General features: G+C 67.4%; 15 protein-coding genes. 4 read left to right on the plus strand and 11 right to left on the minus strand.

All coding sequences use genetic code 11. From position 1 onward, the window contains the following. Positions 1-9 precede the first annotated feature (9 nt). The 7 genes from traA to J8N05_RS05410 are packed head-to-tail and all read right to left on the minus strand — an operon-like array spanning position 10 to position 3,063. Positions 10-519 (minus strand): plasmid transfer protein TraA, encoded by a 510-nt coding sequence (gene traA, locus J8N05_RS05380; protein ID WP_210881314.1) that lies wholly within the window; start codon positions 517-519, stop codon positions 10-12. Positions 520-538: 19 nt separating this feature from the next. Beyond that, entirely contained in the window at positions 539-1,003 is a 465-nt protein-coding gene (locus tag J8N05_RS05385) for a hypothetical protein (RefSeq protein ID WP_210881315.1), read from the minus strand. Positions 1,004-1,036: 33 nt separating this feature from the next. Next, entirely contained in the window at positions 1,037-1,420 is a 384-nt protein-coding gene (locus J8N05_RS05390; RefSeq protein ID WP_210881316.1) for an RRQRL motif-containing zinc-binding protein, read from the minus strand. A 17-nt stretch (positions 1,421-1,437) separates the two neighbouring features. After that, positions 1,438-2,274 carry a DUF2637 domain-containing protein gene (locus tag J8N05_RS05395; protein ID WP_210881317.1) on the minus strand — a complete coding sequence of 279 codons (837 nt, stop codon included), beginning with the start codon at positions 2,272-2,274 and terminating at the stop codon, positions 1,438-1,440. Next, positions 2,271-2,600, minus strand: a complete 330-nt coding sequence (locus tag J8N05_RS05400) for a hypothetical protein (RefSeq protein ID WP_210881318.1) — start codon at positions 2,598-2,600, stop codon at positions 2,271-2,273. The genes J8N05_RS05395 and J8N05_RS05400 overlap by 4 nt, the downstream gene beginning before the upstream one ends. Further along, on the minus strand, positions 2,597-2,764 hold the full coding sequence (locus J8N05_RS05405) for a hypothetical protein (RefSeq protein ID WP_210881319.1): 168 nt from the start codon (positions 2,762-2,764) through the stop codon (positions 2,597-2,599). Before J8N05_RS05405 ends, J8N05_RS05400 begins: the two co-directional genes overlap by 4 nt. Next, positions 2,761-3,063 (minus strand): hypothetical protein, encoded by a 303-nt coding sequence (locus tag J8N05_RS05410; RefSeq protein ID WP_210881320.1) that lies wholly within the window; start codon positions 3,061-3,063, stop codon positions 2,761-2,763. Before J8N05_RS05410 ends, J8N05_RS05405 begins: the two co-directional genes overlap by 4 nt. 224 nt (positions 3,064-3,287) lie before the next feature. Here J8N05_RS05410 and J8N05_RS05415 point away from each other — a divergent pair, with 224 nt between their 5' ends. Together J8N05_RS05415 and J8N05_RS05420 are read left to right on the plus strand one after the other, a co-directional pair. Next, a complete protein-coding gene (locus tag J8N05_RS05415) occupies positions 3,288-3,623 on the plus strand; it encodes a GntR family transcriptional regulator (RefSeq protein ID WP_247706157.1) in 336 nt (111 codons plus the stop codon). A gap of 158 nt (positions 3,624-3,781) precedes the next feature. Beyond that, entirely contained in the window at positions 3,782-5,029 is a 1,248-nt protein-coding gene (locus J8N05_RS05420; protein ID WP_210881321.1) for an XRE family transcriptional regulator, read from the plus strand. Positions 5,030-5,177: 148 nt separating this feature from the next. Here J8N05_RS05420 and J8N05_RS05425 read toward each other — a convergent pair whose 3' ends face one another. Then, the gene (locus J8N05_RS05425; protein ID WP_210881322.1) at positions 5,178-6,995 is read right to left on the minus strand and encodes a hypothetical protein; all 1,818 of its coding nucleotides are present in this window, start codon (positions 6,993-6,995) and stop codon (positions 5,178-5,180) included. Positions 6,996-7,607: 612 nt separating this feature from the next. Then, positions 7,608-8,027, minus strand: a complete 420-nt coding sequence (locus J8N05_RS05430; RefSeq protein ID WP_210881323.1) for a PaaI family thioesterase — start codon at positions 8,025-8,027, stop codon at positions 7,608-7,610. A gap of 98 nt (positions 8,028-8,125) precedes the next feature. Between J8N05_RS05430 and J8N05_RS05435 the strand changes: the two genes are divergently transcribed. Further along, the gene (locus J8N05_RS05435) at positions 8,126-8,560 is read left to right on the plus strand and encodes a MarR family winged helix-turn-helix transcriptional regulator (RefSeq protein ID WP_210881324.1); all 435 of its coding nucleotides are present in this window, start codon (positions 8,126-8,128) and stop codon (positions 8,558-8,560) included. A 21-nt stretch (positions 8,561-8,581) separates the two neighbouring features. Here J8N05_RS05435 and J8N05_RS05440 read toward each other — a convergent pair whose 3' ends face one another. After that, a complete protein-coding gene (locus tag J8N05_RS05440; protein WP_210881325.1) occupies positions 8,582-9,481 on the minus strand; it encodes an AraC family transcriptional regulator in 900 nt (299 codons plus the stop codon). A gap of 160 nt (positions 9,482-9,641) precedes the next feature. Here J8N05_RS05440 and J8N05_RS05445 point away from each other — a divergent pair, with 160 nt between their 5' ends. Beyond that, the gene (locus tag J8N05_RS05445; RefSeq protein WP_210881326.1) at positions 9,642-10,724 is read left to right on the plus strand and encodes an aldo/keto reductase; all 1,083 of its coding nucleotides are present in this window, start codon (positions 9,642-9,644) and stop codon (positions 10,722-10,724) included. 88 nt (positions 10,725-10,812) lie between these two features. On the opposite strand, the gene J8N05_RS05450 is transcribed toward J8N05_RS05445, so the two are convergent. Further along, entirely contained in the window at positions 10,813-12,741 is a 1,929-nt protein-coding gene (locus tag J8N05_RS05450) for a copper resistance CopC/CopD family protein (RefSeq protein WP_247706158.1), read from the minus strand. Between the last annotated feature and the right edge of the window lie 18 nt (positions 12,742-12,759).

The raw sequence follows: 12,759 nt of genomic DNA on the forward strand, positions 1-12,759 counted from the left end.
CACGCCTCCTTACTGCTGTGCCCAGTCGATGGCGGGGGTCTGCGGTTTGCGGGCGCGGTGGCGGACGCGGTTGATCTCTTCCTCGTACTCCTGCTGGAACTTCGCGTAGCAGGCAGCCGCGCTCTTGGCCGCGTGGCGCAGGTCGTCGGAGGCGCGGCGCATCTTGCGCGTCACCTTGGCCGCACGCAGGCGGGAGCCGAACGCGCGGCCCTCCGGGTCCGGCACCGCCGCAAGCACGCCGTTCAAAATCTCCGCACCCATGGCCACCTCGATGGACAAGGTCACCGCAGCCGCGCGCAGGGTGTTGCAGTAGTTGCGGATCAGCGCGGGGGAGCTGAAGTCCGGTGCGGGGAGCAGGGTTTCGTGCCCGCGCCGGCCGCTACTGCGGGCACGGTTGTTGTTCACGGTGATGTTGACGGGCGGGACGAACGAGCCGCCCATCGCACCGACGAACCCCCCGACCGCAGCGCCCGCGTTGGTGAACTTGTTGGACTTGTTCGTGCCGTTGGCGGCTGTCATCGACTGATCTCCCTGGGATTCAGCGGGTGTGGCGGACGATGAGCCATGCGGTCTGTGTGCCGATCAGGAGCAGCAGCCACCAGATCTCCAGCGGCCCGGCGAGCGGGCCGGCCGCGGTCGCGAGCGCCACCCATCCCCCGGCGAGAGCGGAGACGGCTGTGAGCGTGATCCGCCATGCGAGCGCGGAACCGTCGGCGGGGTGGCGGCGCTGAACGAGGGCGAACCAGACGAGGGGCGCGAGCGCGGCCGGAGCGAGCACCAGAGCCGCCCACCACGCAAGCGTGTGCAGAAGTCCGGTGAGCACGAACGCCAGTAACGCCAGCCCGGTCGGGGCGAGCGCACGGCGGTGGTCCCACGCGAACAGCGCGAGCGCAGAGGCCGCGCGCCCGGTCAGGGAGTGCCGGTGTTCCGGCACGACGACGATGTACGGCTGCCGTCCGCGGCCACGTTGGCGCGGGATACGGACGGTTTTCGGGCTGGCCATGAAAGGCCCCTTCCAGGCTGGATGATGGGGTGTTCAGGCGGCGCGCTGTTCGTCGTCGGGGTAGGCGCAGGGCACGCACACCCCGAGCGAGGTGGGGATGACGTAGCCGGCATCCCGTCGGCACTGCGGGCAGGTGCGGCGTGCGGTGTTGGCCTTGGCGAGTGCGGCCCGTTTCGCCGGCGTCATCGGCCGGACGGGCTTGGCGCAGTCGAGGCGGTAGAGGTAGGCGACCAGCGGGCCGCGCCGGTAGCGCGGGCGCAGCACCTGCCCGGCGACCGGCTGCCCACCAGGGCGCAGACCGCGGGCACGGAGCTGCCGGCGGGTGGCGTAGCCGTCCGGGGCGCAGCGCCACGGGAAGGTGGGGATCCCGTGGCGGGCGCCGTTGGGGTCGAAGCACTTTGCGTAGGAGTACGACATGGGAGCCGTCCTCCCGTTCAGCCGGTGAGCGCGGTCGGGAGGTCTGCGAGGTGCGGCTCGCGGGTCTTGACCCGTCCGCGGGCGGTGCGGGCCGTCGACTCCGACGTCCCCAGCCCTGCCGCGGCCATGGCCTGTGTCATGCGGGCCGTGCTCGGCTGCGTGAAGTCGGTGCCGTACAGGGCGCGCACCAACTGATCGACCCGGTTCGGGTAGAGCACCGGGGCGCACAGGTCGACGGGCGTCGACGCAGCCTCCACAGCCACCGGAACGGCCACAGCCGCGGGCACCGGAATCACCGGGGCAGCCGGCGGGGCGGTCGGGTGGTCGACGCTCACCATGACGGGCGTCGAGGGTGCTTCGACGCCCGGCGGCGGGACGTTGACGCCCGTCGACGCACGGCGGGCGAGGTAGGCGTGGACCTGCCGCATGAGCGCACCGAACGCCAGCAGCGCGGCCACCGGAGGAACCGCGGCCACCACATAGTTCAGGGCCCCGGCATCCTGCCCGACTCCCGCCACGTTCAGCGCGATGGAAGCGCCGTCACCTGCGGTGACCAGGCCGATTGCCCACCAGTCGACCCGGTGCGCGAGCGAGGCACGCAGGATCAGCAGCTCCCCGATCACGATGAACAGGTCCACCGTGGCCGGCCACGCCCACGACCGGGCAACCGCCTCTTGCATGCCGTGACGGGCGGCGACTTCCTGCAAGTGCTCGTAGGAGAGCCAGAACGCCACCGCCGTCAGGAGCACCGTGAGCACGGCCGCGAGAGCGGTGATGGCGTGGTCCACGACGGCGGGCGTCGACGCGGTGTCGACGGGCGTCACCGAAGCGTCGACGCGAGCCGCGGCGCTCACGCCGCACCCCCGACCAACGCAGGGGTGACGACGTCGGCGTAAGCGATCAGGAGCACCGTGGCGCCCGCGTGGTCGACGCTCGCGCTCAGAACTCCGGTCCGTCCGTCGGTCTGCTCCTGGTAGGTCACCGCCTCCGGGGCGACCCCCAGCGCCTCCCGCCACCTCTCGAAGCCGGAAAGGTCGTCGTAGAACGCCAACTCCACCCGCTCCGGGTAGATCGTCGTCACGTGCACGGACGGAGCCGGCAGGTGCCCGAAGTCCACGGACAGCAGCCGCAGCGCCCGCAGGGGCACGGCCAACTCGTCCAGCGTCAGGGTCCCGCTCATACGGCAGCCCCCTCGGAGACGATCAGGAAGCTGTCTGTGTCCAGGTCCATGACGACCGTGGCGCTCTCGCCCTGCTCCCGCAGCGCTGCGGCCCGCTCCTCAGCCGGCCAGGAGCCGCGCGGGTGACCGGCGGGGAAGCTGTCGAGGATCTCGCGCTCACTCATGCCGCCACCGCCGCACGCACCGCGGAGCCACGCGCCGTCCGGCGCGTCCGCGGCCGACGGGCCGCAGCCCGCGCGTCCCTCAAGGGGCTCGTACGAAGCAGCGTCTCCGCGTACGCCGCGGCCGGCGGGTCCGACTCCCGCAGCTCCGCGAGTACCTCGCGCGCCACGTCCAGCCGCACCACCCGATCACCCTCGGACTCCATGGCCGGGTCGGTGAACAGCTCCGGGTCGATACCGAACGCCAGTTCCGCGAACTCCGTCGCGGTAACGGCTTCATGACCAGCAACGATGTACTTCATGGGTCGTCTCTCCTCAATCGACGGAACGGCCCGACCGAGGTCCCCGGGGTGCCACCCGGGGACCTCTCGCCGTTGAAGTCAGCTGTGGCGCGAGGCGCCACGAAGCTAGGAACAGCCCCAAGATTCAGGGCCCTTCTCACTGACTAGCTTGCACTAGTCTGCTGTGGTGCACAACCCTTGCGAGGTGATGCGCACTAGTTCGCTGTGGTGGGTACCCTCAAGGCATGACTGTCACAGGAGGGCCTAAGCCGAAGGCGGTGCAGGTCGCAGACGCGCTCCGCGACGACATCAGGAAGATGAAGCCGGGGGAGAAACTCCCCTCTCAGCGAGAGCTGATGGACCGCTTCGGGTACGCCAGCCAGACCATCCAGAACGGGCTAGCCGCACTCCGGACCGAGGGGTTGATCGTGTCGGCGGGCAACCTGGGCAACTTCGTCAGCGACGGCTCCACTCCGGGTAGCAACGTGCGTGATGACATCAAGGAAATCCGCTCCCAACTCAAGACGTTGACCGAACGACTCGAAGCGCTGGAAAGCCGCTCCGCACCGGGTGGCGCTTGATCTGCAACCAGCATGGGAGTAACGGAGTGTGTGAGGTAAGTGACAGCAGGGGGACGGCAGGAAGGGGGCGGGGACATGCTCAGTGACACCCCCTTGTCCCCTTCCCTGTCCCCCCTGCCCGTGCGTGAGACTCGGAGTAGGCACTCGGAGGAGGGCGCATGACTGACGACAGGCCCGCATGGGCACGACGTATCGCTGCCGAACGACAAGCGCGCGATTGGTCACAGCGTGATGCGGTCAGGGCCCTGCGCGCGCATGCGCCCACGGAGTTGCCGGCAGACGACAGCATGATTCGCCAGTGGAAGCGCTGGGAGTCCGGCCAAGCACCAAACGACTTTTATCAACCGCTTATCGCTGCCGTGTTCGGCACGGTGACTCACGCGCTCTTTCCTGCTCCATCTCGTCGGGACGGAGACAAGGAAATCTTGGCAGCGAGCGGCATGGAGACTCTGGAGATCGTGAGTCGCCTGAATCGGTCCGACGTCGACAGCGCGACGCTCGATGCACTCCGGATCACCACGGACCGCCTCTGTTCCGAATACCCGTTCATGCCGAGTGCTCAGCTTCTTATCGAGGGTCGGCAGTGGCTACGCCGCGTTGTCGACCTGCACACTAAGAGCCTCACGCTTGCCCAGCATCGCGAGGTGCTCGCGCTGTCGGGTTGGCTCGCCTTGCTGGTCGGCTGTGTCGAGTACGACACGGGTGACCGTCACGCGGCCGAGTCAACGCGGCGTGCCGCTCTCTCGCTCGCGACCGAGTCCGACCACCCCGAGGTGGCAGGGTGGGCACACGAGATGCGGGCGTGGTTCGCCCTCACGACCGGCGACTACCGCGGAGTTATCGCCGCAGCGCAAGCCGGGGCAGAGACAGCAGCACACCACGGTGTCGCCGTGCAGCTCGCCGGCCAGGAAGCCAAGGCGTGGGCGCGACTCGGGGACCGTCGGCAAGTTGAGGTAGCCCTCGACAAGGGGCGCCGACTGCTAGAGGGGATGCCGTATCCCGAGAACCTGGACAACCACTTTGTTGTGGACCCCGCCAAGTTCGATTTCTATGCGATGGACTGCTACCGGCTGGTCGGGGAAGACCGACTTGCGCGAACGCTCGCGGACGAGGTTCTGCGCGCAGGAACTGACTTCGACGGCACGGAACGCTCACCCATGCGGAATGCCGAAGCGCGGGTAACGCTGGGGGTCGCCGCAGCGCGCGAGGGCGACCTCGAACAAGCAGTCATTCACGGTGAGCGCGCCCTACAGGGGCAGCGTCAATCCGTCCCTTCCCTGATCATGACCAGTCGAGAACTCGCGGCCGTCATGCGGCAGCGCTACAACACTGAACCGGCCGCTCAGGGTTACTTGAACCATCTTCAAGATCTGGGCAGGGAAAAGCCGGGATTCCTTCCTTCCTGATCCATGAAATGACGGTTCCTCACCTCGGAAAGGTGAGGAACCGTCATTTCAGCCTTGGCTTCTATCAACCACCGAAACTCCACACAGACACGCAGATCGTTGGAAATGATCCTTAAATCACACGGTGAGCAGCATGCTGCTCCGATTCTCACGAATCTCCAGTGGATCTACCGTCTCTCACCTCAACTGTGACCGTCCCGAGCGGCCATACAATGCCAGCCTCTTTCTGACGTCGCCGAAGTCTCGGAACTAGCCGCCCAATCACCAGAAGCAGTAGCGAGAACGTCACACCAGAAAGGAATAGCAGGTACCCAATCCAGGTACCCTCATCACCACGTGAGGCGAGATACCGGAATGGCTTCAATGGAAGGGCAAGGAAACCATCCACCTCCACTTTTTCTGCGATATCAAGCGTGTCACCCACTGCAGGAAGGCCCAAAAAGATAGCAGCCACTAGCGCGATTGCAGCCAGCGAATTTGCCCGCTTAGCTGACCTTGCAGATTCAGCAGCCCCAACAAGCTGCTGCAATTGGTCGACACTTTCCAATACGTGACCATACAGCCTATCATTGCGCCACTCAGAAGAGAGCTGATCAACAATCTCCCTGGCTGTACCATAGGAAATCGACGACTCGCGATACTCCCGCAATCCGAAAATTGCCTCCACCTGAAGACTGCGCACTTCTTTCAATTTTCCACTAGTAATACCCACCCGCCGATCAAGCAAGCGGATTTGCCAGTATTGAAGCAGGGCACTCTCGAAAACTATCAACCGTTGAAGATGCCCATAGAAATCAGCCGAGGGTGACCCCGGCCAGCGAACCTCAAAAGAGGAAGACATGTTGAAGTAGAGCGATGTGGCGCGAGTCAAGGAACTGTCGGGAGGCATCAAACCCTCTAGGAATTCGGGCCGAATATCCGAAACATCCACACTTCGAAGAATCGCATTCTTCAACTCAACTCCGTGAACCTGCTTAAACCGCTCCCCCGATTCACAACAGTCGACCTTGTCAATAAAGGTTACAGGGAAGCAAAACCAATCACCACTCCAATCGCTGTCAATTACGTTTGCAATTCCATCCGCATACAGGGAGAACAGAGAAGATACGCTCGACGGCCGCTCGAATGGAATCCTGCGCCAGCGTGCACCCGCTTCCATTTCTTCATCCCAATCGCCAGCCACCTCTTCCAACATCGCTTTTGTACGACGCCCATAAACAGCCCTCAATACGGGCTCAGACACCCGAGCAGCCGATACATTTTCAGACGAAGCGAAAGCCAGATCCCGGTAATCATCGGCCTTTACGCCGCTAGGAGCCCTCAGGGCGACCGTCAACTGCATGACTCCAGAGCGGTGAATCAATAGGAGAACGTCCGCTTCTACTCCCTGCCCGAAATCACCAGGAGCACGCATCCCTCCGCCGTCAATGCGAGTCAACCACAGTCCGGCACTACGCAAACGTAGACGCAAATACGGCTCACTCTGGAGATAGTCAGGGCGCAGTAGTCTCTTTTCTGCTTCATGCTGCATCGCATTAATCAGTTGCTCTCGCGCAACCGCCTCTTGAATGAAGGCGATGTTCGAGTTTAGAGAATCGATGACTTCGTCAAATCGCCTACTGCCACCCTCTCTAGAGAGTCCCAACCTAGGGAAGAAAGGGCGTCCGATTATCCTCGCAGCCCAGATGGGATGGCGCATTGCCCATCGGCGCAGAGTCCGCTCTTGCAGCGCTTGAGCCAACCCTGTCAAAGCGGAAGTGTGTCGCATCAGTCGCACAAGATCACGGTACCTGTGAGCAACGCGCACCTCGCCATTACGAGGCGATACCACCGTCTCGGCTATACCCGACCGCAGAATCTTGTCTGCTGTTTTCTGGACATCCAACGGGCGTCCAGCATCGAAAGAGAAGACGAAGTATGTGATTCCTTCTGCGAAAACTGCCTCATGCTCTGGCTGTGTATTCATTCAGCGGCCCCCGCTCAGCATCGTGCCTAACTGTCTCAAGCTGTCCTTGTCCAGGACGGCGCGCGCTAGTGCAGCGTAGCGGCTGAATCAAGGACGCTGACGACCATCGTGCGTCTATCTCTCCTGGCGGGAACCCACCACTGGGCAACACCGACTCGCAACCTCGACGGTAGCGACCACCGGTAGTGACTTGCGCGCGGTTTCACGAAAGAGGACCGTGCGGAGGACGCACCGCAGACGCCGACGGATGCAGCTTGGGCAGCACTGAACCACCAGGAACGTCCACCAGCAGAGTTGGAAAGCGTATCGAGGCTCCTGCCGCTCGTTGTCCTGGTCTTTGTCCAGTGCATCGCAGAACACTGCCGTTCATCGCCGTACGCGGACCCAGTCTGACCTGTCCCGTGAACCCACACGAACGCCCCCGCACACTCACGCGGACAGTTGGAAAGCGTGTTGGGGGCAACCCCTCACGAGTTCGAATCTCGTATCCTCCGCCAGTGCCTCACCGGGCACTAACGTTGAAGGGCCCCACCTCGCGGTGGGGCCCTTCAACGTTGTTCTCTGTTTTTGTTGGTCTCTGTTCTCGCTGTTCTCTGTTTTCGTTGGCCTCTTTCAGGAAGCCCGTACCGCGATCGTCCCCTGGGCCACCGCGCACAGTGTCTGTGTTCCCTTCGCGTCCAGCGTCGACAGGTCGCAGCGGCAGACCACTCGGGTGCGGCCGGCTCGTACGACGTGGGCGTGGGCCCTGAGGAGGGTGCCGTCCGCCGGGCGCAGGTAGTCGATGGTGAAGCCCGAGGTGAGTACGTGTGCTCCGGCGGCGCTGCCCGCGGCGAAGGTCAGTGCGTTGTCGGCCGCGTAGCCGAGTACGCCGCCGTGCACGAAGCCGTTCTGCTGGCGCAGGTCGTCCCGGATGTCCAGTTCCAGTACCGCCTCGCCCTTGCCGAAGGCCACCAGGCGGGTGCCGAGCAGCTTGCTGAAAGGCTGCGCCGCCAGTGCCTCCTGGGCGGCGGACAGGTCCAGGGAGTCCTTCACGCCACACCTCGAACTCGAACGACGGGAGCCGGATCACGCTCACTTCACTGGTGAAGTGAGCGTCCCGTACGGCTGTCGCGTCTGTCAACATCGGGGCCATGTCCGAACACGAGGCCGATCAGCGGTTGTTCTTTCTTCTGCAGCGGGCCGCGCATCGGCTGCGTACCGTCGCGGACCGGCGCTGCACGGCCGCCGCCGGGGTCACCACCGCTCAGCTCGGCGCGTTGTTCGCCGTGCGGGAGCGGCCCGGCGGGACGCAGCGGGAGCTCGCCCGCACCCTGGGGCTGCGCGAGTCCGCCGTCACCGCGCTCGTCGCGCGGCTCACCGCGGCCGGGTTCGTCGTCCGGCGGGCCCATCCGCGCGAGCACCGGGCCGTCACGCTGGAGCTCACCGACGAGGGCGGCGCCGCCCTGCGCGCCGCCCAGCCGGAGATCGACCGCTTCAACGCTGAGCTGCGCGCCCTCCTCGGCGACCAGGGTTTCGCGCGGACCTCCGCCGCCCTGGACCGCCTTGCCCACTGGGATCCCGGGTGAGGGAGGGGAAAAGAGGGCGGCCTAGACCGGCCTGCTGTCCGCGGCCGCCAGTCGGTCTCTCAGGCGGGTCGTGTCCTGGCCCGGCGGCAGGCCGTACGTCCGCCGGTACTCGCGGTTGAACTGGGTCGCGGACACGTAGCCGACCTTCTCCGCGACCAGCGCCGCCGTGGTGTCACCGGCGAGGAGGAGCCGGCGGGCCTCCTGGAGGCGCAGGTGCTTCTGGAAGCGCAGGGGGCTCATGCCCGTGGCCGCCTTGAAGTTGCGGTGCAGGCTCGCGGTGCTCATGTGCGCCGTCGCCGCGATCTCTTCGACAGCGAGCGGCTCCGCGAACCGCGCGCAGATCCAACGGGCCGCCGTACGGATCCTGGCCGCGGACGAGTCGGCCAGCGTGTAGTGCCGCAGGGTCGGGCCGAGCTCGGTGCCGAGCAGCCGGTAGAGGATCTCCATCTCGAATCGGCCCGCCAGGGCGCGGATGTCCCGCGGGGTGTCGAGCAGCCGTACCCAGCGGGTGACCGCGTCGGTGATCTCGTCGGTCATCGGTGCCGTGACCGGGCCGGCCGGGCCCGGCCCCGGGAGAGCGGGCTGATCGGTGCCGTCCGGTTCCAGTTCCAGCAGGAGTTCGGCGAGCCGGGCGCCGTCCAGGCGCATGACCGCCGAGCGGTACGGCACCTCCTCGAACGTGGCCGTGACCGGCAGGACCAGCGAGTTGAGGAACACCTGCCCGCTACCGGCCGTCCAGCTCCGCTCGCCCGCGACACTGCTCTTGGAACCCTGGACGACGAAGCAGAGCATCGGCTCGTAGAGCAGGTCGAGCGGCGCGGGCGGCTCGTCGAGTGTCACCAGTCGCTGGCGCGGCACCGCGGTGTCGGACCACATGTCGCTGCCGTGCCGGGCGATGACCGCGGCGAGTTCGTCCAGCATGCGTGCTCCCTGTCTGTGTCCGCAGGCCCGGGCCGGGCGGCCCTGAGATCCCTGAGATCCCTGAGATCCCTGAGATCCCTCAGGACCCTGAGAGGATCAGGCAATCCTATGCGGCCGTCGGCCCATGCCCCGCGGCGTGCGCGCTCCTAGCGTTGACGGCATGACACAGCAAGGCGATCAACAGCAGAACCAGCAGAATCAGCAGGGCCAGGACCAGGGCCAGGACCAGGACCGGCAGGGCAAGAGCGGTGCGCTGTCCGTCCGCGCTCTCGGCGGGCAGGGACTGACCGTCGGCGCGATAGGTCTCGGCACCATGGGCATGACCATGGCGTACGGCGCCGGCGACGAACCCGGCGGCATCGCGACCATCCGCCGGGCGTACGAACTCGGCGTCACCCTCTTCGACACCGCCGAGCTGTACGGCATGGGCACCGGAAGCAACGAGCAGCTGCTCGGCCGTGCCCTGCGCGGCATCCGCGACGACGTCATGATCGCCACCAAGTTCGGCTTCGACATGGACGCGCCGCAGAACGCCGACGGGTACGCCCTCAACAGCCGCCCCGAGCACATCCGCGAGGTCACCGAGAACAGCCTCCGCCATCTCGGTACCGACCACATCGACGTGCTGTACCAGCACCGCGTCGACCCGGACGTACCCATCGAGGACGTGGCGGGCACGATCGGCGAGCTGATCGCCGAAGGCAAGGTGCGGTACCTGGGGCTGAGCGAGGCCGGGCCCGACATCCTCCGGCGCGCCCACGCCGTCCACCCGGTGTCCGTGCTGCAGACCGAGTACTCCGTGTTCGAGCGGGCCGTCGAGGCCGACGTGCTGCCCGTGGTGCGCGAGCTGGGCATCGGATTCGTACCGTATTCGCCGCTCGGCCGGGGGTTCCTGACCGGCACCGTGAAGCCCGCCGCCGAGTATCCCGCCGACGACATGCGCAGCTGGGACGACCGCTGGCAGCCCGGCAACTACGAGCGGAACCTGACCGCCATCCGCGAACTGACCGCCCTCGCGGCGGCCAAGGGGATCTCGGTGACGCAGCTGGCCCTGGCCTGGCTGCTGGCCCAGGGCGACGACGTCGTCCCGATCCCGGGCACCCGCAGCCCGCGGCGCCTCGCCGAGAACGTGGCCGCCGCGGACGTCACGCTCACGCCGCAGGACCTGGCCCGCGTCCAGGAGATCCTGCCGAGGGGGGCCGCCGGGTCCCGGTACCCCGAGGCGATCATGCCGACCTGGTAGCGATGTCCCGGACACCCCGGATATCCCGGACACCCCTGGCCCGGCAGCCGTCCCCGCAGGTCGGCCCAGCCCTTTCCCCAGGCCCAGGTCAAGGGGCGATCTTCACCCGCCGTGTCTCCGACACCTGGTCGATGTCCGACGTGCGGATGGTGACCTTCATCGTCCAGGTGCCGGCGAGCGGCAGGTTGAGGGACCGGGTCCCCCAGTAGCCGCCCTGGTCGGTGAGCCGGGCGTCGATGGGGCCGATCTTCTGGGCCTTGAGGGTGAAGGAGAGCTTGATCTCGGGGACGGTGGCGATGCCTCCGTCGGGGCCGATGACGACCGCCTCGACCGTGTTCTCGCCGACACGGCCCGGCTCCAGGACGATCTGGACCTTGCCGTGGCCGCCCGGGGTGCCGACGTCGAACGGGATCAGGGTCGTGGACGCGGTCGGGCCGCCGCCGGCCGCGTTCGCGGTGGACTCGGCCGCCGCGGCCGTCTCCAGTTCGGCGCGGCCGGGCTGGGTGCCGGTCAGTACCGTCGTGATGACCAGCACCGCCACCCCCACGACGACCTCGGCGAGAACCGAGCGGCGCAGGGCGCGGTGACCGGCCCCGCCGCCTTCCGCCCCGGACGCCGGCGACGACGAGGGCGATGAGGACGATGAGGACGACGGCGAGGGGGCGTCGGCCACCGGCCCTGACGTCGAGTCGGAGGCCGGGCCGGATGCCGAGCCGGGCCCGGACACCGACACGGCCATCTTCGGCACCCGCGCCTTCGACGGTCGGGCCACCTCCGTCAGCCGGGCCGTCCAGCGGCGCGAGAAGGCCGCCGCGGCCAGCAGCAGCACCACCGCGCAGACCTTCGCGACCAGGATCCGGCCGTACGAGGTGCCGAACACCGCGTCGAGGGAGCCGAGTCCGCGCCAGGACTGGTAGACGCCGGTCAGCACCAGGACCGTGACCGAGGTGAACGCCAGCCGCGAGAAGCGGTGCACGGACGCGGCCGGGAGCGGGACCTCCGACCGGTGGAGCGCGGTGAGCAGGGCGCCGAGACCGCCGAGCCAGACCGCCATCGCCAGCAGATGCAGCATGGTGGACGTCATCGCCAGGGGCACCTGGATGCCCGCGGACGCGTGTTCGGCGACGGCCCACGTGCCCGCGAGGGCCACCGCCAGGAACCCGCCGACCGCGAGAACGACCGGCGTCGGCGCCGTTCCCTGCCCCGGTCCCGATCCCGGTCCCTCGGCCCCGGCCCGCCGCAGCGCCGCCTCCGTCCGTACGAGGAAGACCGCCGTCCCCGCCAGCAGCACGAGCCGGGCGAGCAGGGCCCAACCGGGCCTGCTCGTCAGGGTGTTCTCGATGAGGGCCGGGTCCAGGAGGGTCGACGGGCCGGTGCCGCGTTCGTACGGGCCGCGCAGGAAGACGAGGACGACCGTGGTGCCGAGGAGGGCCCACCAGCCGGCGCGCACGAGCCCGCGGAGCGGCTGTGTGCTCGGCGGGCGGCAGGCCAGGACGAAGACGGCCACGCCGATGAGCAGGGCGACGGCGGCGTACGCGGCATAGCGGGCGATGTCGTAGAGGGCGCCCGAGGCGGGGTTCACGGCCGGCTCGGCGGAGATGGTGGCGGTCGTCGCGGAGGGCTCGCCGATGGAGAAGGTGAAGGCGCCGGAGATGGGGTGGCTGTCCGCCGAGACCACCCGCCACGCGACCGTGAACGTACCGTCGGGCAGGTCGTCGCGGAGCCGTACGCGGACCTTGTCGGAGCTGCCGGACACGTGTTGCGTGTCGCCGGCGTTGACCCGGCGGTTCTCGGGGCTGAGGACGCGCAACGAGTCGTCGGTGATGCCGACCGACTCGGTGAAGGTCATGGTGACCTCGCGCGGCGCGGTCTTCAGGACGGACCCCTCGCGGGGGTCGGTGTCCCGTACGGCCGAGTGGGCGGACGCGGGGGTCGCGCCGCCCAGCAGGAGCAGCACCAGCGTGCCCAGCAGGGCGACGAGGGCCGCGGCCCGTTGTGTACGGCGCACTCGGCCCACGTCGGCTCTCCCTGCTTC

The sequence above is a fragment of the Streptomyces liliiviolaceus genome (assembly GCF_018070025.1).
Lineage (GTDB): Bacteria > Actinomycetota > Actinomycetes > Streptomycetales > Streptomycetaceae > Streptomyces > Streptomyces liliiviolaceus.

Coding starts and splice junctions, on each gene's coding strand:
- J8N05_RS05415 (WP_247706157.1), top strand. CDS start 3,288: ATGACTGTCACAGGAGGGCCTAAGCCGAAGGCGGTGCAGGTCGCAGAC.
- traA (WP_210881314.1), bottom strand. CDS start 519: ATGACAGCCGCCAACGGCACGAACAAGTCCAACAAGTTCACCAACGCG.
- J8N05_RS05445 (WP_210881326.1), top strand. CDS start 9,642: ATGACACAGCAAGGCGATCAACAGCAGAACCAGCAGAATCAGCAGGGC.
- J8N05_RS05400 (WP_210881318.1), bottom strand. CDS start 2,600: ATGAGCGGGACCCTGACGCTGGACGAGTTGGCCGTGCCCCTGCGGGCG.
- J8N05_RS05390 (WP_210881316.1), bottom strand. CDS start 1,420: ATGTCGTACTCCTACGCAAAGTGCTTCGACCCCAACGGCGCCCGCCAC.
- J8N05_RS05410 (WP_210881320.1), bottom strand. CDS start 3,063: ATGAAGTACATCGTTGCTGGTCATGAAGCCGTTACCGCGACGGAGTTC.
- J8N05_RS05440 (WP_210881325.1), bottom strand. CDS start 9,481: ATGCTGGACGAACTCGCCGCGGTCATCGCCCGGCACGGCAGCGACATG.
- J8N05_RS05425 (WP_210881322.1), bottom strand. CDS start 6,995: ATGAATACACAGCCAGAGCATGAGGCAGTTTTCGCAGAAGGAATCACA.
- J8N05_RS05385 (WP_210881315.1), bottom strand. CDS start 1,003: ATGGCCAGCCCGAAAACCGTCCGTATCCCGCGCCAACGTGGCCGCGGA.
- J8N05_RS05435 (WP_210881324.1), top strand. CDS start 8,126: ATGTCCGAACACGAGGCCGATCAGCGGTTGTTCTTTCTTCTGCAGCGG.
- J8N05_RS05405 (WP_210881319.1), bottom strand. CDS start 2,764: ATGAGTGAGCGCGAGATCCTCGACAGCTTCCCCGCCGGTCACCCGCGC.
- J8N05_RS05420 (WP_210881321.1), top strand. CDS start 3,782: ATGACTGACGACAGGCCCGCATGGGCACGACGTATCGCTGCCGAACGA.